The sequence below is a fragment of the Micromonospora sp. RV43 genome (assembly GCF_001029515.1).
Classification (GTDB): domain Bacteria; phylum Actinomycetota; class Actinomycetes; order Mycobacteriales; family Micromonosporaceae; genus Micromonospora; species Micromonospora aurantiaca.
Window position 1 is genome coordinate 1 of sequence record NZ_LEKG01000151.1, and the last position, 19,775, is coordinate 19,775.

At 72.8% G+C, this 19,775-nt stretch carries 12 protein-coding genes and 1 pseudogene; 8 read left to right on the forward strand and 5 right to left on the reverse strand.

What is annotated here, in order from left to right:
* Positions 1-80 precede the first annotated feature (80 nt).
* Together ABD52_RS28300 and ABD52_RS28305 are read left to right on the forward strand one after the other, a co-directional pair.
* On the forward strand, positions 81-1,070 hold the full coding sequence (locus ABD52_RS28300; RefSeq protein WP_030270742.1) for a 4-hydroxy-3-methylbut-2-enyl diphosphate reductase: 990 nt from the start codon (positions 81-83) through the stop codon (positions 1,068-1,070).
* A 38-nt stretch (positions 1,071-1,108) separates the two neighbouring features.
* On the forward strand, positions 1,109-1,519 hold the full coding sequence (locus ABD52_RS28305; protein ID WP_047893788.1) for a hypothetical protein: 411 nt from the start codon (positions 1,109-1,111) through the stop codon (positions 1,517-1,519).
* 58 nt (positions 1,520-1,577) lie between these two features.
* Here the strand turns inward: ABD52_RS28305 and ABD52_RS28310 are convergent, their stop codons facing one another.
* The gene (locus ABD52_RS28310; RefSeq protein WP_047893789.1) at positions 1,578-4,868 is read right to left on the reverse strand and encodes a S8 family serine peptidase; all 3,291 of its coding nucleotides are present in this window, start codon (positions 4,866-4,868) and stop codon (positions 1,578-1,580) included.
* 148 nt (positions 4,869-5,016) lie between these two features.
* Positions 5,017-6,195 (reverse strand): DNA recombination protein RmuC, encoded by a 1,179-nt coding sequence (locus ABD52_RS28315; protein ID WP_013284081.1) that lies wholly within the window; start codon positions 6,193-6,195, stop codon positions 5,017-5,019.
* 54 nt (positions 6,196-6,249) lie between these two features.
* Here ABD52_RS28315 and ABD52_RS28320 point away from each other — a divergent pair, with 54 nt between their 5' ends.
* Together ABD52_RS28320 and ABD52_RS38595 are read left to right on the forward strand one after the other, a co-directional pair.
* Complete coding sequence (locus ABD52_RS28320; RefSeq protein WP_047893790.1) at positions 6,250-7,062, forward strand: hypothetical protein; 813 nt, start codon at positions 6,250-6,252, stop codon at positions 7,060-7,062.
* A gap of 48 nt (positions 7,063-7,110) precedes the next feature.
* Positions 7,111-7,997: pseudogene (locus ABD52_RS38595) on the forward strand (IS5 family transposase).
* A 169-nt stretch (positions 7,998-8,166) separates the two neighbouring features.
* Here the strand turns inward: ABD52_RS38595 and ppc are convergent.
* Together ppc and ABD52_RS28340 are read right to left on the reverse strand one after the other, a co-directional pair.
* The gene (gene ppc / locus ABD52_RS28335; RefSeq protein ID WP_047893793.1) at positions 8,167-10,953 is read right to left on the reverse strand and encodes a phosphoenolpyruvate carboxylase; all 2,787 of its coding nucleotides are present in this window, start codon (positions 10,951-10,953) and stop codon (positions 8,167-8,169) included.
* Positions 10,954-11,076: 123 nt separating this feature from the next.
* Positions 11,077-12,105, reverse strand: coding sequence for a membrane protein (locus tag ABD52_RS28340; protein ID WP_047893794.1), 1,029 nt, complete (start codon positions 12,103-12,105; stop codon positions 11,077-11,079).
* A gap of 84 nt (positions 12,106-12,189) precedes the next feature.
* Here ABD52_RS28340 and ABD52_RS28345 point away from each other — a divergent pair, with 84 nt between their 5' ends.
* The gene (locus tag ABD52_RS28345) at positions 12,190-13,230 is read left to right on the forward strand and encodes a S66 peptidase family protein (protein WP_047893795.1); all 1,041 of its coding nucleotides are present in this window, start codon (positions 12,190-12,192) and stop codon (positions 13,228-13,230) included.
* Between the two features lie 27 nt (positions 13,231-13,257).
* On the opposite strand, the gene ABD52_RS28350 is transcribed toward ABD52_RS28345, so the two are convergent.
* The gene (locus tag ABD52_RS28350) at positions 13,258-14,169 is read right to left on the reverse strand and encodes a cyclase family protein (protein WP_053065502.1); all 912 of its coding nucleotides are present in this window, start codon (positions 14,167-14,169) and stop codon (positions 13,258-13,260) included.
* Between the two features lie 155 nt (positions 14,170-14,324).
* On the opposite strand from ABD52_RS28350, the gene mfd reads away from it, so the two are divergent.
* From mfd to ABD52_RS28365, 3 genes are all read left to right on the forward strand, one after another.
* Entirely contained in the window at positions 14,325-17,978 is a 3,654-nt protein-coding gene (gene mfd, locus ABD52_RS28355) for a transcription-repair coupling factor (RefSeq protein WP_047893796.1), read from the forward strand.
* A 47-nt stretch (positions 17,979-18,025) separates the two neighbouring features.
* Positions 18,026-18,796, forward strand: coding sequence for a hypothetical protein (locus ABD52_RS28360; RefSeq protein WP_013284088.1), 771 nt, complete (start codon positions 18,026-18,028; stop codon positions 18,794-18,796).
* The coding region (locus tag ABD52_RS28365) for a nucleoside triphosphate pyrophosphohydrolase (RefSeq protein WP_047893797.1) at positions 18,793-19,775 on the forward strand (983 nt) is incomplete at its 3' end. The genes ABD52_RS28360 and ABD52_RS28365, both read left to right, overlap by 4 nt.

Here is a 19,775-nt window from a genome sequence, read left to right on the forward strand (position 1 = left end):
CCCTACGGCCCGGGACCGACAGCGCCCGCGTGCGCCTCGCGGCCGCTGCCGCGCGGGAGGGCGGCACGTACGATGGGCGGGTGACTGACGCTGAGACGACTCCCCGGACCGGCAAGCGCGTGCTCCTGGCCAACCCCCGCGGCTACTGCGCGGGCGTGGACCGGGCGGTGCAGACCGTCGAGGAGGCGCTGAAGCTCTACGGCGCGCCGATCTACGTGCGCAAGCAGATCGTGCACAACAAGCACGTGGTGCGCACGCTGGAGGCCCAGGGCGCGATCTTCGTGGAGGAGAACGAGGAGGTGCCGGAGGGCGCCACAGTCATCTTCTCCGCCCACGGCGTCGCCCCCGAGGTCTACGAGCAGGCCAAGCAGCGCTCGCTGCGGGCGATCGACGCCACCTGCCCGCTGGTCACGAAGGTCCACCACGAGGCCCGCCGGTTCGCCGCGCAGGACTACGACATCCTGCTCATCGGGCACGAGGGGCACGAGGAGGTCATCGGCACCGCCGGTGAGGCGCCCGCCCACATCCAGCTCGTCGACGGCCCGGACGGGGTCGACAAGGTCACCGTGCGCGACCCGGAGAAGGTGGTCTGGCTCTCCCAGACCACGCTGTCGGTGGACGAGACGCTGGAGACGGTGGCCCGGCTCAAGAAGCGGCTGCCGCTGCTCCAGTCGCCGCCCAGCGACGACATCTGCTACGCGACCTCCAACCGCCAGCACGTGGTCAAGGAGATCGCCCCCGAGTGCGACGTGGTGATCGTGGTCGGTTCGCGCAACTCCTCGAACTCGGTCCGGCTGGTCGAGGTGGCGCTCGACGCCGGGGCCCGCGCCGGCTACCTGGTCGACTTCGCGCACGAGATCGAGGACGCCTGGCTGACCGGCGCCCGGACCGTGGGTGTGACCTCCGGCGCGAGCGTGCCGGACGAACTGGTCCAGCAGGTGCTCGCGCACCTCGCCGAGCGCGGCTTCGGCGACGTCGAGGAGATCACCACCGCCGACGAGCGGCTGACGTTCTCGTTGCCGCAGGAGCTCAAGCGCGACATGAAGGCCGCCGCCGCGGCCCGCGGCTGACCGGGAACGGATCGGCCGTCGGCCGCGTCCAACCAACCATGAAGACTCCTCGTACGGTGCTCGTCGCACTGCTCGCCGGTCTCGCGCTGACCGCCTGCGCCGCACCCGGCGACGGGTCCGCCGATTCCAACCCGAGCCCGAGTACGACGGGAGCCGCCCCGGTGACCAGCCAGCCCGACCCCGGCACCAGCCCGAGCCGTCCGGACCCCTCCTGGAAGGGCGGGCCGTCGACCCCGCCGGGTGTCGGCGGCACCGTCATCAGCGGCACGGTGCAGGCCGGCGTCGAGCCGAACTGCCTGCTGCTCGACGGCCATCTGCTCGTCGGTGGCCCGCGCGACGTGCTCAAGGCCGGCGCCAAGGTCGAGGTCACCGGCCGCCCCGAGCCGGGCATGATGACCACCTGCCAGCAGGGCACCCCGTTCGTGGTCGAGTCCGCCCGCCCCGCCTGACGACACGAAGGAGCCCCGCCCCCTACGAGAGGGGACGGGGCTCCTTCGTGTCAGCGGATCAGCCGACCGAGACGACCTCCACCGAACCGCGGCCGACGACCGCGCCCTCGGTGGTGGTGACGGCCATGTCGCCGTACAGCTCCCGGCCGGCGGCCGGGGTGGACAGGGCGGTCACCGCACCGGTGAGGGTGGCGGTGGCGCCGTTGGCCAGGGACAGCGGCGTGGACGGGGCGGAGAGCGTGCCCAGCGCCGGGGACGCGAACGAGTCCCGGTAGTCGTACGCGGTGCTCGGGTCGCTCATCGAGTAACCGTCGACCACGACCCGGTAGGTGCCGGGCGCCGGGTTGGTCAGCGTGACGGCCTCCTCCGAGTCACCGTCGGCTGCCTGCCCCACCTGGGTGGTGCCGCGGAACACCGTCAGGTCCAGGTCGGCGCTCAGGTCGGACGGGTTGCCGATCCGGGCGGTGAACGAGGTGGCGCCCGCGGGCACCTCCACCACGTACTCCTGGCTGGCGCCCTCGGTGATGCTCGGCCGCTCGGTCCGGACGCTGGCCAGCGGGCCGCCGACGCCGGTCACCTGGACCGGGCCGAAGGTGTTGGTCAGGCTCCAGCTCACCGGGGACGGGGTGCCGGCGGTGACCGACGGGAGCTGGACGACGGCCGGCTCCACCTTGACGCCCTGCACGCGGGCCTGGAGCCGGAACGGGTTGTCCAGCGCCGGCGAGGTGCGACGCGCCTCCACCTCGATCTCCCACACGCCCGGCAGCGGGTTCTGGTAGTCCCGCTCCTGCGGCTTGCAGACCGCGGCGTCGGAGAAGTTGGTGTAGCAGGCGGTGCTGGCGGTGCTCTCGACCGGCACGCCGTACGGGTTGATGGCGATGAACCGGGTCTGCGAGCCGGTCGCGATGCCGGACAGGTTGACCTGGAGCGCGCCCGCACCCGGCGGGACGGTCACGAAGTACGACCGGAAGCCGTTGCGCTCGACCGAGCCGTCGGCCGAGAACGAGAACGCCGGAGCGGCGACCGGGTTCGAGGCGATCACGACGGTGGCGACCTCGAAGTCGACGACGGAGGTGGCCGGGTCGTCGACGGTCATGATGGCGCCGTGCGCGCCGGCGGTCATCGGCTTGGCCTTCACCTTGACCGTGACGGTCTTGTTCAGCGGCAGCCAGACCACCTTGGGGGCGCTGTAGGTGCCGTCGTTGCCGCGGAAGGCGACCTCGTGCTTGACGCCCTTGTTCGGGCCGCTGGTACGGGTCAGCTTCACCTCGTAGTGGCGGCTCTCCTTGACCTTCTGGCCACCACGGTCGGCGGCGCAGCGGTTGTAGAGGCCGGTGCCGACGTTCGGGTTCGGCACGAACGTGCCGGAGGCCCGGTCGTAGCGGGTCAGGTTCGGCGACAGCTCGGTGCAGACCGGCGCCTCGGAGGTGTAGGTGCGGGTCTGCACGCCCTTGGCGAGCAGGCTCCACGCGCCCGGCACGTTGAACATGCCGTAGCCCTGCGCGTACGTCGGGACGCCGGTGATCGGCTGGCCCGAGGTGTAGACGGCCCGGCGCAGCGCGGCCGGGGTGACGCCCTTGCCGGTCGCCTTGGCGGCCGACAGCAGCAGCGCGGCGGCGCCGGTGGCCTGCGGAGCGGCCATCGAGGTGCCGTTGAGCATCTGGTAGCCCGGGGGCAGCGGGTAGCCCGCCTCCGGCACCGGGCTGCCCGCCTGCCAGGTCGGCGCGGTGGAGATGGCCGAGCCGGGGGCGGTGATGTTCGGCTTGAAGCCGCCGTCCTCACGCGGGCCGCGCGAGGAGAAGTTGAACAGCGCGTTGTCCTTGCGGACCACCGAACCGTAGTTGGCCAGCCAGGTGTCCTTGCTGACGCTCGCCGCGACGCTCACCACGTCGGTGGCGACCGACGGGTCACCGACCGTGTTCACGCCCGGACCGGAGTTGCCGGCCGAGATGAACAGCTGCACACCGTAGGTGTTGATCAGGTCGTTGTAGAGGACCGCGCGGGCGTTCGAGCCGTCGTTGAGCGCGGGCAGACCGCCGATCGACATGTTCACCACGTCGACCTTGCGGTTGATCACCAGGTCGGCCATGCCGGTGGTGAGCGCCGCCGCGGTGCAGCCGCCACCCCACGAGCAGGCGCGGGCGGAGACCAGCTTGGCGCCCGGGGCGGCGCCGTCGAAGGCGCTGTTACCCAGCATGTCGTTGGCGGCGGTGATGCCGGCGACGTGGGTGCCGTGGGTGCTCTCGATGATGCCGATGTTGACGTAGTCGACCAGACCGGGGCCGCCGACCGGGGCGGTGTTCACGTTGCGCCGGTACTCGACGACGAACGGGATCTGCTCGCGTACCGCGGTGGCGGGGTTGTCGGTGCCGAAGCGTCCGACCTGGAACCGCTCCTTGTACGGCCGCATCACCTCGTCGTCGGTGAAGTTGTTGTTCTGGTTCGCGTCGACGCGCACGTCACCGTTGGCGGGGTTGTAGAGCACGCCCCAGAAGTCGGTGGTGTCGCCGTCGCGGTTGAGGTCACCGCGCGCGTCGCTGTTCGCGGTGATGTTCTCGCGGAAGACGTTGAACCGGTAGTTGCCGGCCGGTGCGGTCCACGTGCCGAGCGAGGTGGTGAACGCCGGGCCACTGACCTCGGTCAGCATCGGCCGCCAGGAGGCGTCCTCCAGCGGGTCGGTGGCGGTGACCCAGTCGACGATCTTGCGCTCGCCGGTGGTGGTCGTCTGGAGCGCCGGCTGGTCGAGGTCCACACCGGAGTCCATGATGCCGATGGTGACGCCGCGGCCGTCCCACTCCGGGTGCGCGGCCTTGAAGGCCTCCGCGCCGGTCTCGTTGGTCGGCATGTACGGGTTCACCGCACCGGTGTCACCGCCCGGCCCGGCCAGCGCCTGAGCCTGGGTGGCGGACTTGGCGCCCTTCGGTGCCGCCTCGGGCGCCGGGTCGGGGAGCTTGATGGTCTCGTCCAGGTCGACGGCGGCGACACCGGGCAGCGTGGCGGCCTTGAGCGCCTTCGCGGTGGGGACCTTCGCCAGCACGTAGCCGATCTGGTCGTACCGCTGGCTGACAGTGGCGCCGAGGCCGGTCAGGCCGTCGACGACCTTCTCGGCCGAGCCCTTCTTCGCCGCGATGATCATCGTGACCGTCGGCGCGTTCTTCGCCTCGGCCTCGTCGAGCAGCTTGGCGTCGTGTGCGCCCAGTGCCTTCGCGGCGGCCGGCAGCGAGGGGTCGGCGGCGGGGGCGGCGCTCGCGGTACCGGCGCCACCTCCCACGGTCAGGGCGCCGGCCGCGAGGACCGAGGCCAGAAGCGCGGCGGACGGTCGCCGGCTGCGCGTGCGGGGTCTACTCAACGTTCTCTTCCTCCAGAGAACAGGGCCCTCGAGGGGCAGGGCACGTGTGACGGTGATCCTGCGTGTCACGACGACATGTGTCACTACCCGGCCTCGGTTTGTGATCAGTCCGTGACACGGATCGGTCTACGTCACCGCGCGTGCCGTGTTAGGCGTCGACGTCCGTCGACCTTTCGGCCGATGTGGACGGCGTGCCCAGCAACTCGGGTGCCTGCGGCTGCCTCGGCGCCAGCTCGACCTGCGCCGGCGCGGCCAGCTCGTCGTCGGAGACGCCCAGCTCGGCCAGCTTGCGGGCGCTGACGAGCACCCGGGCCTCCAGCGACCCCACCGCCCGGTTGTACGCCGTCACCGCACCGCTCAGCGAACTGCCGAGCTTGCCCACGTGGTCGCCCAGTGTGGACAGCCGCCCGTACAGCTCGCGGGCCAGCGAGTGGACGGTGGCGGCGTTACGCGCCAGCGCCTCCTGCCGCCACGAGTAGGCGACGGTGCGCAGCAGCGCCACCAGCGTGGCCGGCGTGGCGAGCACCACGTTGCGGGCGAACGCGTGCTCCAGCAGGGACGGGTCGCGTTGCAGTGCCACGTCGAGGAACGGGTCCGCCGGCACGAACAGCACCACGAACTCGGGCGTCTGGTCGAACGCCGACCAGTAGGACTTGGCCGCCAGGCCGTCCACGTGCGCGCGCAGGTGCCGGGCGTGCGCGTCCAGGTGGGTGTCGCGCCCCCGCTCGTCGCGCGCCTCCATCGCGGTCAGGTACGCGTCGAACGGCGCCTTCGCGTCCACCACCACCGTCCGGCCGCCGTGCAGCCGCACCACCAGGTCGGGGCGTACCCCCTGGTGGTCGGTCGCGGCGGTGACCTGCTCGCTGAAGTCGCAGTGTTCGAGCATGCCGGCGGCCTCGACGATCCGGCGGAGCTGGTGCTCGCCCCAGCGGCCCCGCACCTGCGGCGCGCGCAGCGCGGCGACCAGCTGCTTGGTCTCGGTGCGCAGCTCGCCGGAGACGGCGCTCATGGACCGCACCTGCTCGCGCAGTTCGGCGTACGCGTCGACGCGGTCCCGCTCCAGCTCCGCCACCCGCTGCTCGTAGCGGCGCAGCGTGTCGTGCAGCGGCGCGACCGCGCGGGCCACCGCCTCCTGGGACTGCGCCGTCGCCTCGTAGCTGAGCGCCCGCATGGACTGCTCCAGCCGGCCCTCGCCGGCCTGGGTGGCGGCGAGTGTCGCCTCCAGGCGGGCGATGTCGGCCGCCGCGCGCGCCCGCGCGGCCAGCCAGCCCACCGCGCCGCCCGCGGCGAGGCAGAGCACCACCACGGCCAGCGTCGCAAAGCTCATGGCCAAGAGCTTGCCAAACGGGTACGACGAGCGCCCGGTGGGTACGTTCGAGTCATGGAGTTCGCGTTGTGGCTGGTCCTGATCCTGCTGCTCGGAGGTGCGTTCGTGTTCTGGCGGAGGGGGAGCAGATCGCGCCGGGCGAACGAGCTGGCCGACGCCCGCGCCGAGGCGCAGCGCTGGTACGAGCGGCTCGGCGGCCAGCTGATGAACCTGCACGGCGACGCTCCGGCGGTCCGGCAGGCGCTCGCCGACGCCGGTGAGCGGTACAACGCGGCCGGTTCGCAGCTGGAGCAGGCGACCACGCCGCGCCAGTTCGGGCTGGCCCGGGAGACCGCGCTGGAAGGGCTGGCGTACATCCGGGCGGCGCGGACCGCGATGGGCATCGACCCGGGCCCGGAGCTGCCGCCGCTCGCCGCTGCCCAGGGCGCCGGCGCGCTCACCAAGGAGCGCCAGGTCGACGTGCAGGGGCAGACGTTCCGGGCCGGCCCGCAGCCGGGGAACGCGACGCCCTACTACTACCCGGGTGGCCGGTTCCAGGGGCGGCCGGTGCCGGCCGGCTGGTACTCCACGCCGTGGTGGAAGACCGCGCTCGGCGCGGGCGTCGGTGTGGTCGGCGGTCTCCTGATCGCGGACGCGCTGTTCTCACCCGCGTTCGCCGACCCCGGGTACGACGCCGGCTACCAGGAGGGCTTCGGCGACGGCCAGGACTTCGGCGACCAGGGCGGCGACATGGGCGGCGGCGACATGGGCGGCGGTGGCGACTACGCCGGTGGCGACTTCGGCGGCGGCGGGGACTACGGCGGCGGCGACTTCGGTGGCTTCGGCGGCGGGGACTTCGGTGGTGACTTCGGCGGCGGCGACTTCTAGGGCGTGTCTCCTGGATCTTGGGTGCAGATTCGGCTATCCACGTCTGTCGTGAGTGGGCGGTTTGAACTGACCGAGGTCGAGTACGCGCGGATCGCGCCGTTGCTGCCGGCGTTGACACCGCAGCGGGGTGGGCGGTGGCGTGATCACCGGCAGGTGATCAACGGGATCGTGTTCCGGGTGCGGAGCGGGGTGCCGTGGCGGGACGTCCCGGAACGGTACGGGCCGTGGAAGACGCTGTACAAGCGGTTCACCCGCTGGCAGGAGGACGGGACCTGGGCGCGGATCGAGGCGATGCTGCAGACCGAGGCGGACGCTGCCGGGGACCTGGACTGGCACGGCAACGCCGATTCCACGATCGTGCGTGCCCACCAGCACGCCGCCGGCGCGCGTAAAGGGGGCTGAGCAGCAGTGACGCAGCGCGACGGGAAGGACTCGGCAAGTCGCGCGGCGGGTGGACCACGAAGATCCACACGATCGGGGACGGGCGGGGCCGGAACCTGACCAGTCACCTGACCCCGGGCCAGGACCACGACACCCGCCAGCTGGTCCGGTTGCTCGACGACGTGGCCGTGGCCCGCCCCGGCCGGATCGGCCGCCCCCGCAAACGCCTCGATTCCCTGTCCGCGGACAAGGCCTACAGCTCGCGCGGCAACCGCCGATCGCTGCGGGCCCGGCGCATCCCGCACGACATCCCCGAAAAAGACGACCAGAAAGCCCACCGCGCCCGGAAAGGATCACGCGGTGGCCGCCCACCCAACTTCCGCCCGGACCGCTACCGGCAGCGCAACACCGTCGAACGGCTGATGAACCGGCGCAAGCAGTTCCGCGCCGTGGCCACCAGGTACGACAAGCTCGCCTGCCGCTACCGCGCCACCGTGCAGATCGCCGACATCCTCATATGGCTACGCGCGAAACCGGACCGCCCCAAGCCATGATCCAGGAGACACGGCCTAGTCGACGCCGCCGCGCCAGGCGCCGCCGCGCCAGGCGCCGCCGCGTCGGGCGCCGCTCGCGTCGGGCACCGCTCGCGGCGCGCCGGGCGCAGGCGTTAAGAAGGGCCCCCTCTTATGCACGAGGCGTTAAGAGGGGGCCCTTCCTTACACGTCAGCCGGTGTTGCGCATGCCGGCGGCGATGCCGTTGACGGTGGTCAGCAGCGCCCGCTCCAGCGCCGTACCGTCGTTCGGGGCACGCCGCCCACCCGGCGCGGTCACCACCGCACGCCCGGCGGCGCCGGATTCGCGGTACTGCCGCAGCAACGCCACCTGGAGGTGGTGCAGCGGCTCCAGGTAGGTGTCCCGCACGGCGAGCGTGCGCTGGAGCACCGGCGAGTTGTCCAGCAGCGCCGGTGCGGCGGTGACCGCGAGCACCTCCTGCTTGGTCAGCTCGTACTCCTGCTCGATCTTGTCGAAGATCGGGTGCAGCTTCTTCGGCACCAGCGTCTCGACGTACCGCCGGGCGATGGTCAGGTCGGTCTTGGTCAGCATCATCTCGACGTTCGACAGGAACGTGCGGAAGAAGTGCCAGTTCCGGTTCATCTCGGCGAGCACGTCGGCCAGCCCGGCCGCCCGCGCGGCGGCCAGACCGGAACCCACGCCGAACCAGCCCGGCACGATCTGCCGGGTCTGCGTCCAGCCGAACACCCACGGGATGGCGCGCAGGCCGGACAGGCCGGCGCCGGTGTTCGGGCGCTTCGCCGGCCGGGAGCCGATGTTCAGCGCGCCCAGCAGCTCGGTCGGGGTGGAGGCCCAGAAGTACGCGGGCAGGTCCGGCTCCTCGACCAGCGACCGGTACGACCGGAATGCCGACTCGGACACCACGTCCATCGCCGCGTCCCAGCGCTCCAGCATCTCGGCCGGCTGCCGGGGCGCGGTGTGCAGCAGCGTCGCTTGGAGCACCGCGGCCACCGTCAGTTCCAGGTTCTCCCGGGCCAGCGCCGGCAGCGTGTACTTGTCGGAGATGACCTCGCCCTGCTCGGTCACCTTGATCGCGCCGTCCAGCGTGCCGTACGGCTGAGCCAGGATCGCGTCGTGGGTGGGGCCGCCACCACGGCCGACGGTGCCGCCCCGGCCGTGGAACAACCGCAGGTGCACGCCGTGCCGCGCGGCCACGTCCCGCAGCGAGCGCTGCGCCCGGTGGATGGACCACTGGCTGGTGGTGATGCCCGCCTCCTTGTTGGAGTCGGAGTAGCCGAGCATCACCTCCTGCACGTCGCCCCGGGCCGCCACGAGCGCCCGGTACGCGGGCAGCGACAGCAGTTCGTCCAGCAGCTCACCACCGGCGTTCAGTTCGGCCGGGGTCTCCAGCAGCGGCACGATGCCGATGCGGGCCCGCCCGGAGTGCACGTCCACCAGGCCGGCCTCGCGGGCCAGCACCACGGCGGCCAGCACGTCGTCGACGCCGAGCGTCATCGAGATGATGTACGACTCGATGACCTCGGGGCCGAACCGGTCCTGCGCCTCGCGGATCGCCGCGAACACGTCGAACGTCTTGCGGGCCGACTCGGTGAGCGGGCTGTCCTGGGTGGAGAGCGGCCGCCGGCCGGTCAGCTCGTCGGCGAGCAGCTTGGTGCGCTCCAGCCGGGACAGTGCCGGGTAGTCGGAGACCTCGCCGACCGCCTCGTAGAGCTGGGCCAGCACCTCGTGGTGCTTCTCCGCGTGCTCCCGGATGTCCATGGTGGCCAGGTGCAGGCCGAACGCGGACACCGTACGGATGGCCGAGGCCAGCCGCCCGACGGCGGTGAGCTGGCCGGAGTTGCGGGCCAGCGACGCGCGCAGCAGTTCCAGGTCGGCGATCAGCTCGGACGAGCCCCGGTAGTCCCGCCCCGGCACGTGCGGGGTGTCGGCACGCAGCCGCTCCCGGGTGTTGGCGAGCTTCGCCTTCACACACCGCGCCTTGAGCCGGTACGGCTCCTCCGCGTTGACCCGGCGGAACCGGGGCGCCACCTCGGGCAGCGCGTCCAGGTCCTTGGCGAGGCTGGCGGACAGGTCGAGCGACACCGCACGCAGCCGCCGGGACACGCTGACCTCGGTGATCAGCTCGTCCATCGCCTTCTCGGTGGCGGCGATGCCGTGCTCGTGCTGGATGCGCAGCACCTCGCGGGTGACCACCGGCGTGACGAACGGGTTGCCGTCGCGGTCACCGCCGATCCAGGTGCCGAAGCTCAGCGGGCGGGACGTCGGCGACGTCTCCACGCCGAGCGTGCGCAGCGTGTCGGCGAGGTCGTCGAGGACCTGGGGCGCGGCCTCGGCGTACAGGTCGCGCAGGTAGTAGATCGCGTTGCGCGCCTCGTCGGTCGGGTCCGGCCGGTCCAGCCGCAGTTCGTCGGTCTGCCACATGAGATCGAGCAGTTCGGCCAGGCGGCGGTTCGCCGGGCCCTCGTCGCTGGCGCCGTACAGGATCGCGTTCGCGGTCTCGGTGTCCAGCTCGTCGGCGACGGCGCGCAGCTTGGACAGGATGGACCGGCGGGCCGCCTCGGTCGGGTGGGCGGTGAAGACCGGTCGTACTGCCAGCCGGCGGGCCGCGGCGGCGATCTCCTCGGCCGGTACGCCGCGCTCGGCGATCATCTTGGCCGCCTGGTCCAGCCAGCCGCCGTGTGTGGCGCGGCGGCGGCGCAGGTCCCGGGCGCGGTGCACCTGCTCGGTGATGTTCGCCAGGTGGAAGTAGGTGGAGAAGGCGCGGGCCAGCTTCGTGCCGGTGGTGACGTCGAGCCCGGCGAGGCGCTGGGCCGCGGCCGGTACGTCGGAGCGGACCTGGGCGCGGATCTCCTCGACCAGGTCGAGCAGCGGGCGGCCCTCCTGCCGGGCGAGGGTCTGCCCGAGCAGCGTGCCGAGGCGGCGGATGTCGGCCCGGAGAGCGGCGTCGGGGCCGTCGTGGTCGTGCTGGTCGGTCACGGTTGCGCTCCTTACGCGAGGACGAAGGACAGCGCTGTCCGACTCCTCTGGATGGTATCCGCGCGGCCCCGGCGGACAGGAGGGGGACGGCGTGATGATCTGCACTCTGGGACGGTCCGCCGGTCAGTCCCGCTCGACGGCGTGCCGTCCCGCCTTCGGCCGGCGGCGTGCCCGGAACATGGTCGCGGTGAGCAGGCCGGCCAGGCCGGCGACCACCCAGACCAGCAGCCCGGTCAGTGCCCAGCCGCCGCCGCGCCAGTCGAAGTAGATGGCCGACTTGAACAGGTCGGTGGCGAGGCCCGGCACGTTCCAGCGGTGCATCCCGCGCAGGAACGGCGGCAGGAACTCGGGCGCGTAGATGCCGCCGGAACCGGGGTTGCCGAGCACGACGAGCAGCAGGATCACGATGCCGGTACCGAGCAGCCCGAGCCAGCCCTGCACGGCGGCGGCGACCATCCCGGCCGCGAACGCGGCGAGCGCGCCGACCACCGCCACCGTCGCCACCTGATCGGGGAACACGCCGAGCACCGGCCCGACCAGGATCGCCCCGATGACGCCGAGCAGGATCGCGTGCACCGCGAGCGTGGCGATCCGCAGCCCGGCCCGGCGCAGGTCGCGCGGGCTGGTGCCGAGCGAGATGCCGAGCGCCGTGGACGCCAGGTAGCCGCCGAGCACCACGCCGACGGCCAGGTAGAACGGGACCAGGCCGCGCGGGTCGTCGGCGGAGACCGGTACGTCGTCGGTGACCTCCAGTGGCACCCCGGCCTGCCGGGCCGCCTCGGTGAACACGTCGGTGACGAGTTCGGTGGCGGCGGGCGCTCCCGCGCTGGCGGTGGCGAGCGTCAGGCCGCCGTCGGGGGCGGAGCTGAGCACCGCGTACACCGATCTGTCGGTGAGACCGTCGGAGGCGGCGTCGCGGCTGTCGTACCCGACGGGTTTGATCGTGTCGGTGCGGGCGCGGACGGCGGACATCACGGCCTGGGCCTGCTGGTCGCTCGTGACGACGGCGACCGGCACGTCGCGCGGGTCCGGCTTGTGCAGCGCGCCGACGTAGGCGGCGATGAACGCGCTGGCCAGCGCCAGGGTGCCGAGGATCAGCGCCGCCGTGCGGGGCAGCCAGTCCCGGGTACGCAGCTCCGGCTCGTCGTCCACGGCCTCAGCCTATTGCGGGCATATGCCCGGCTCATGGGGTTTCGTCGGGCGAAAACCGCTGGCCCGGGCCGATAGCGTCGGGCCATGACGGTGCCTGTCTATCCCGCCAAACCGCAGCCGGGCGACCGGGTCGCGGTCGTCTCACCCTCCGCCGGCCTGCCGGGTCTCTTCCCTCACGTGTACGAGCTGGGCCTGCGCCGGCTCCGCGACGAGCTGGGGCTGGAACCGGTGGAGTATCCGACCACCCGGGTCATGGGCGCCGACCCGCGCGACCGGGCGCGTGACCTGACCGCCGCGTTCGCCGACCCGACGATCACCGCCGTGCTGGCGACGGTCGGCGGGGACGACCTGATCACCGTCACCCCGTACCTGGACGACGAGGTGTTGCGGGCCAACCCGAAGCCGTACTTCGGCTACTCGGACAACACCAACGTGCTCAACCACCTGTACCGGCTGGGCGTCGTCGGCTACCACGGCGGCTCCGTGCTCGTGCACCTCGGGCGCTCCGGGAAGCCGCACCCGCTCACGCTCGACTCGCTGCGCGCCGCGCTGTTCACCACCGGCTGGTACGAGCTGACCGCCGCCTCCGAGTGGGGCGACGAGCCGCGCGACTGGCGCGACCCGGCCACGCTCGCCGAGGAGCCGCCGATGTACCCGTCCGAGGGCTGGCGCTGGCACGGCCCGGCCCGGGTGGTGCAGGGCCGGACGTGGGGCGGCAACCTGGAGATCCTGCACTGGCTGATGGCGGCCGACCGCGTTCCGCGCGCGGCCGACCTGGCCGGCTCGGTACTGGTGCTGGAGACGTCGGAGGAGATGCCCACCGCGCAGGAGGTCTTCCGGATCGTGCGCAACATGGGCGAGCGGGGTCTGCTCGCCGCCGTCCCGGCGATCGTGGTGGGCCGCCCCAAGGCGTGGGACTTCGACCGGCCGCACTCGGTCGCGGAGCGGCTGGCCTGGGCCGCCGACCAGCGGGCGGCGATCCTGTCGGCGCTCGCCCCCTACGCCGGCGACCCGGTGGTGGTCTTCGACGTCGACCTGGGCCACACCGACCCGCAGGTGATCATCCCGTACGGCGGCGAGATCCGCGTGGACGCGGCCGAGCGCCGCATCGCCGTGCGCTACTGACGGCGGCGGCGGGCCGACGGCGCGGGGTCAGGCGTCGAGGACGGCGAAGGCGCGGACCGGGAACGTGCCCATGCCGGCGACCCGCGGCGGAGCGGCGGTGAACCGGAAGCCGGTCGGCGGCAGCGCGTCCAGGCCGGTCAGGTGCTCCACGATCGGCACCCCGGCGGCCAGCAGACCGGTGTGCGCCGGGCGCTGACCTGCTGCCGCCGCCGTCATGTCGTCGATGTTGATCGAGTCGATGCCGACGAGCGCCGCGCCCGACTCGGCCAGCCACTGGGCGCCGTCACCGGTCAGGTAGGGCGCGTCCGGTGCGGCGTACGCGTCGGTGCCGAAGTGCACGTCCCACCCGGTGTGCAGCAGCACCGCGCACCCGGCCACGTCGTACGGGGCGAGCATCAGCCGGTCCACCGCCCGCGTACCGGCCGGCACGCGTACCACCAGGCCGGGCAGGTCGGCGAGGCGGTCCAGCGGCACCCCGGTCAGGTCCGGGCCGTCGGCGAAGCGGTGCGACGGCGTGTCCACGTACGTGCCGGTGTTGGCGATCATGTCGATCCGCCCGACCTGGAACTCGACACCGGGCGCGTACCGGCTCCGGGACGCCTCCCGGGTCAGCCACTCGGTGATCGCCGGTGCGGGCCAGCCGGGCAGCGTGACCAGGCCGTCGATGATCACGTGACTCAGCTCGACGAGTTTCCGCCCGCCGCCCGTGGCCGGGGCGGCCACCCCGCGCCCGCCCTTGTGCGGCTCCTCGACGACGGTCCGGTTCGTGATCCGTACCTCGCCGACCATGAGCAGCCCCAGGTGCCGGACCAGCAGCGCGGCCACCTCGTCGTCGGTGACGTCGGGGTGCGGCACGTCCAGCCGGAACCCGTCGGTGCGCAGACCGCCACCGTTGGAGAAAACCACCTCGGCGTCGAAGACCGTCCGATACTCGACCATCCGCCCACCGCACCACGCCCGGTCGCAGCCGGTCAAGATCCAACGTCGGGCGGGCCCGGTTCGTCGGTGGAGGGGGATAGGCTCGAACGGTGCACCCCCCGTCCGGCTGGACGCGGGGTCGTCGTCGTGTGTCGATCCGCTGGAAGTGATCACTGATGCTCACCGGACTCTTCTCCGCCGCCCTGGCCGACCCGGGGCTGGCCCGGGCGCGTGACCTGGCGCGCTCCGGTGCCGCGCAGGTCGACGGGCTCGACCTCACCGCCCCCGCCGCGCTGCGCCCGTTCGCTGTGGCAGCGGTCGCCGCCGACGAGCCGGCCGGAGGCGCGGGCCGCCCGGTGCTCGCGGTCACCGCCACCACCCGCGAGGCCGACGACCTGGCCTCCGCGCTGGGCAGCCTGCTGCCGCCGGAGCAGGTGGCGGTCTTCCCGTCCTGGGAGACGCTGCCGCACGAGCGCCTGTCGCCCCGATCCGACACGGTCGGGCGGCGCCTCGCCGTGCTGCGCCGGCTGGCCCACCCGGACGCCGCCGACGCGCACGGCCGCACCGGGCCGCTGCGGGTCGTCGTCGCGCCGGTGCGCTCGCTGCTCCAGCCGCAGCTCAAGGGCCTCGGCGACCTGGAGCCGGTGCAGCTCGCCGCCGGGGACGAGGCCGACCTGGAGGAGGTTGCCCGCCGGCTCACCGACATGGCGTACGCCCGGGTCGACCTGGTCACCAAGCGCGGCGAGTTCGCCGTCCGCGGCGGCATCCTGGACGTCTTCCCGCCCACCGACGAGCACCCGTCCCGGGTCGAGTTCTGGGGCGACGAGGTGGAGGAGATCCGCACCTTCGCGGTGGCCGACCAGCGCACCATCGAGGGCGTGGCGCAGATGTGGGCGCCGCCGTGCCGGGAGCTGCTGCTGACCCCGGCGGTGCGGGAGCGGGCCGCCGCGCTCGCCGCCGAGCACCCGGAGCTGGCCGAGATCCTGGACAAGCTGTCCGAGGGCATCCCGGTCGAGGGCATGGAGTCGCTCGCTCCGGCCCTGATCGGCGCCGACGCGCTGGAACTGCTCGTCGACTGCATGCCGGCCGGCACCCACGTACTCCTCTGCGACCCCGAGCGCATCCGCACCCGCGCGCACGACCTGGTCCGTACCTCGGAGGAGTTCCTCCAGGCCAGCTGGGCCGCGGCCGCCGTCGGCGGCCAGGCCCCTGTCGACCTCGGCGCCGCCGCCTTCAAGACCCTGGCCGAGGTACGCACGGCAGCCCGCGCCCTGCGCCAGCCCTGGTGGACGCTCGCGCCGTTCGGCCTGGTCGAGGCGGACGCGGCGCCGGCCCGGCAGCCCTGGGAGGACGAGCCGGCCGCTGTCGACGTCACCCCCGACGACGCCATCGCGGTGAGCCTGGCCGCCCAGCCGGCCCCGCTCTACCACGGCGAGACCGCCCGGGTGGTCGACGACCTGAAGCGCTGGGCCGGTGAGGGCTGGTCGATCGCGCTCGTGTTCGAGGGGCACGGCCCCGCCCAGCGGGCCGTCGAGGTGCTCCGCGACGCCGGTCTCGGCGCCCGGCTCACCGAGGAGGTGCCCGCCGCACCGGCGCCGGGCGAACTGCTCGTGTCCTGCGGCTGCCTGACCGCCGGCTTCGTCGACGAGGCGTCGAAGTTCGTGCTGCTCACCGGCAACGACGTCACCGGTGGCCGGGGCACCTCCACCCGCGACATGCGCAAGATGCCCAGCCGGCGGCGCAACACCATCGATCCGCTGGAGCTGAAGGCCGGCGACTTCGTGGTGCACGAGCAGCACGGCATCGGCCGGTACGTGGAGCTGGTGCAGCGCACGGTGAACGGCGCCAGCCGCGAATACCTGGTCATCGAGTACGCGCCGAGCAAGCGCGGCCAGCCCGGCGACCGCCTGTTCGTCCCCACCGACCAGCTCGACCAGCTCTCCCGTTACGTCGGCGGTGAGCAGCCCACGCTGCACAAGATGGGCGGCTCGGACTGGCAGAAGTCCAAGGCGCGGGCACGCAAGGCGGTCCGGGAGATCGCCGCGCAGCTCATCCAGCTCTACGCCGCGCGCAAGGCGTCGAAGGGGCACAACTTCGGCCCCGACACCCCGTGGCAGCGGGAGCTGGAGGACGCCTTCCCCTGGCAGGAGACGCCCGACCAGCTGGCCGCCATCGAGGAGGTCAAGCGGGACATGGAACAGACCGTCCCGATGGACCGGCTGATCTGCGGCGACGTCGGCTACGGCAAGACCGAGATCGCGGTACGGGCGGCGTTCAAGGCGGTGCAGGACGGCAAGCAGGTGGCCGTGCTGGTGCCGACCACGCTGCTGGTGCAGCAGCACTACAACACGTTCGCCGAGCGGATGAGCCAGTTCCCGGTGTCGATCCGGCAGCTGTCCCGGTTCCAGACGCCGAAGGAGTCCGAGCAGACGCTGGAGATGGTCGCCGCCGGCACCGTCGACATCGTCATCGGCACCCACCGGCTGCTCCAGGCGGCCACCCGGTTCAAGTCTCTGGGGCTGGTCATCATCGACGAGGAGCAGCGGTTCGGCGTCGAGCACAAGGAGCACCTGAAGACGCTCCGCGCCTCGGTCGACGTGCTCGCCATGTCGGCCACCCCGATCCCGCGCACGCTGGAGATGGCGATCACCGGCATCCGGGAGATGTCCACAATCGCCACCCCGCCGGAGGAGCGGCACCCGGTGCTCACGTTCGTCGGGGCGTACGACGACCGTCAGGTGGCCGCCTCCATCCACCGTGAGCTGCTGCGCGACGGTCAGGTCTTCTACCTGCACAACCGGGTCGAGTCGATCGAGAAGACGGCCCGCAGGCTGCGGGAGCTGGTCCCGGAGGCCCGGGTGGCGGTGGCGCACGGCCAGATGGGCGAGGAGGCGCTGGAGAAGGTGATGGTCGGCTTCTGGGAGAAGGAGTTCGACGTCCTCGTCTGCACCACGATCGTCGAATCAGGCATCGACATCCCGAACGCCAACACCCTCATCGTCGAGCGCGCCGACCTGCTCGGCCTGGCCCAGCTGCACCAGATCCGCGGCCGGGTCGGCCGTGGCCGGGAACGGGCGTACGCGTACTTCCTCTACCCGCCGGAGAAGCCGCTCACCGAGAACGCGCACGAGCGGCTGGCGACCATCGCCCAGCACACCGAACTCGGCGCCGGCATGTACGTGGCGATGAAGGACCTGGAGATCCGCGGCGCCGGCAACCTGCTCGGCGGCGAGCAGTCCGGCCACATCGAGGGCGTCGGCTTCGACCTGTACGTCCGGATGGTCGGCGAGGCCGTGTCCGCCTTCAAGGGCGAGCAGCAGGAGGAGGAGGCGGAGGTCAAGGTCGACCTGCCGATCGACGCGCACCTGCCGCACGACTACGTGGCGGTGGAGCGGCTGCGCCTGGAGATGTACCGCAAGCTCGCCGAGGCCCGCGACTCCGAGCGTCTGCGCGAGGTGGTCGCCGAGATGACCGACCGGTACGGCGAGCCGCCGGCGCCGGTGCAGAACCTGGTCGCGGTGGCGCGGTTCCGGCTGCTCGCCCGCCGCTACGGACTGACCGACGTGTCGATGCAGGGCAAGCACATCCGGTTCGGCCCGCTGCCGCTGCCCGACTCGAAGCAGATGCGGCTCAAGCGCTACCACCCGGACTCGGTCTACAAGCAGGCGCTCGACCAGGTCAGCGTGCCGCGGCCGAGCACCCGGCGGATCGGCGGCGAGCCGCTGCGCGACCAGGCGCTGCTGGAGTGGTGCGGGCAGCTCCTGGCCGACGTCCTCGGCAAGCCCGAGGAGCTGGCCGGTGCCGCCCGGTCCGGGGCGGGCGCGCGATGAGGTGGGCGGAGTCACAGGCCGGCACTCGGCGTGAGAGAGTGACCCTCATGCGTGCTCGCCGTTCCCTCGTCGCCGTCAGCGTCGCGGCCCTTGCCGCGCTCTCTCTCGCCGCCTGTGGCCGCTCCGCCCCGGACGTCGCCGCCTACGTCGGCGACAGCCGGTACTCCGTCGACCGGGTCGACGCGATCTACGAGGACGCGCAGCGGCAGTACGCGGAGGCCGTCCGTAGCCAGTCCCCGCAGACGCCGTCGCCGGCGGAGCTGCGGTCCTCGGTGACCCGGCAGGACGTGCTGAACCTGCTGGTGGCGATCGACCTGGGCAAGCGTGTGGCGGCCGACAAGGGCCTCCAGGTCACCGACCAGATCTCCCCGGAGCAGATCCAGCAGGCGCTCCGCATGCCGGCGACCACCGAGTACACGAAGCTGTGGGGCGAGTGGGTCGACCTCTCCGGCACGCTCCAGCAGAGCCTGCCCCCGGCCGACCTCAGCGACGAGTCCCTGATGGCCGTCTACCACGCCCTCGAGAAGACCGGGGCGATCCAGCCGGGCCTGAGCATCGACCAGGTGCGGCAGGCGTTCGGCGAGGCCGGATTCGTCCGCACCGCCACCGCGCTCAGCAGCGCGCTGCAGGAGCAGGCCGAGAAGTCGGACGTCCGCGTCAACCCCCGGTTCGGCGTGACGGGCGTGCCGTCGCTGGTCAACACCGGCCAGTCGTTCGTCTTCTACTCCCTGCCGTACGTCGACCAGGACGGCCCGGTCACCGACATCTCCACGCCCGAGGCGCCGGCCTCCGGCTCCCCGGCTCCCGGAGCCGCATGACCGCGCGGATCGTCCTGCTCGTCACCTCACCCCGGCTGCCCGCCGGCCTGCTGACTTCGGCCGGGTGGGACGCCGTACGCTCCGCCCCGGTCCTCGCCGGTGCGGAGAGCGAGCTGACCCGTGCGGTCCGAATGGCCGGCGCCGACGTGAGCGTGGTGACCGAGGGTGCGACCCAGGCGCTGCTCGACGCCGCCGCCGCGCACGGCGGGGCGGTGTGGCTGGCCGGTCCGGCCGGCGACGAGACGCTGGCCCGTGAGCTGGGGCTGCGGCTGGCGCGCGAGCCCGGCCTGGCCGAGCTGGAGCTGATGTACGGCTCGTGGGATCCGCCCGGCGCCCGGCTGCTCGACGCGGTCGAGGTGATGGACCGGCTGGCCTCCCCGGGCGGCGATCCGTGGAAGCGGGCGCAGACCCACCGCAGCCTGGCCGGTTTCCTGCTGGAGGAGTGCTACGAGGCGTACGACGCGATCAGCGCCGACGACACCGACGCGCTCCGCGAGGAACTGGGCGACGTGCTGCTCCAGGTGCTGCTGCACGCCCGGCTGGCGGAGAACCTGCCGGAGGGCAAGAGCTGGACCGTCGACGACGTCGCGGGCACCCTGGTCGACAAGATGGTGCGGCGCAACCCGCACGTGTTCTCCGGTGAGCCGGCCGGTTCGATCGAGGAGATCGAGGCGAACTGGGAACGGATCAAGCGGGCCGAGAAGACCCGCGACTCGGTGCTGGACGGCATCGCGCTGAGCCAGCCCGCGCTCTCCCTGGCCGCGAAGATCCTGGACCGGGCCGGCCGGGTGGGCCTCGCCGTACCGCCGCCACTGGCCGAGTCGCAGGTGGATCCGGAGGCCCGGCTCGGCGCGAGCCTGCTGGCCACTGTCGCCGCCGCCCGGCAGGCCGGCATCGACCCGGAGGCCGCGCTGCGGCGGGCCACCTTGGCATACGCCGAAGCGATCCGAGCCGCCGAACGCCCCACCCCCACCAACCC

Coding starts and splice junctions, on each gene's coding strand:
- ABD52_RS28345 (WP_047893795.1), top strand. CDS start 12,190: ATGACGGTGCCTGTCTATCCCGCCAAACCGCAGCCGGGCGACCGGGTC.
- ABD52_RS28360 (WP_013284088.1), top strand. CDS start 18,026: ATGCGTGCTCGCCGTTCCCTCGTCGCCGTCAGCGTCGCGGCCCTTGCC.
- mfd (WP_047893796.1), top strand. CDS start 14,325: ATGCTCACCGGACTCTTCTCCGCCGCCCTGGCCGACCCGGGGCTGGCC.
- ABD52_RS28350 (WP_053065502.1), bottom strand. CDS start 14,169: ATGGTCGAGTATCGGACGGTCTTCGACGCCGAGGTGGTTTTCTCCAAC.
- ABD52_RS28305 (WP_047893788.1), top strand. CDS start 1,109: ATGAAGACTCCTCGTACGGTGCTCGTCGCACTGCTCGCCGGTCTCGCG.
- ABD52_RS28315 (WP_013284081.1), bottom strand. CDS start 6,195: ATGAGCTTTGCGACGCTGGCCGTGGTGGTGCTCTGCCTCGCCGCGGGC.
- ABD52_RS28320 (WP_047893790.1), top strand. CDS start 6,250: ATGGAGTTCGCGTTGTGGCTGGTCCTGATCCTGCTGCTCGGAGGTGCG.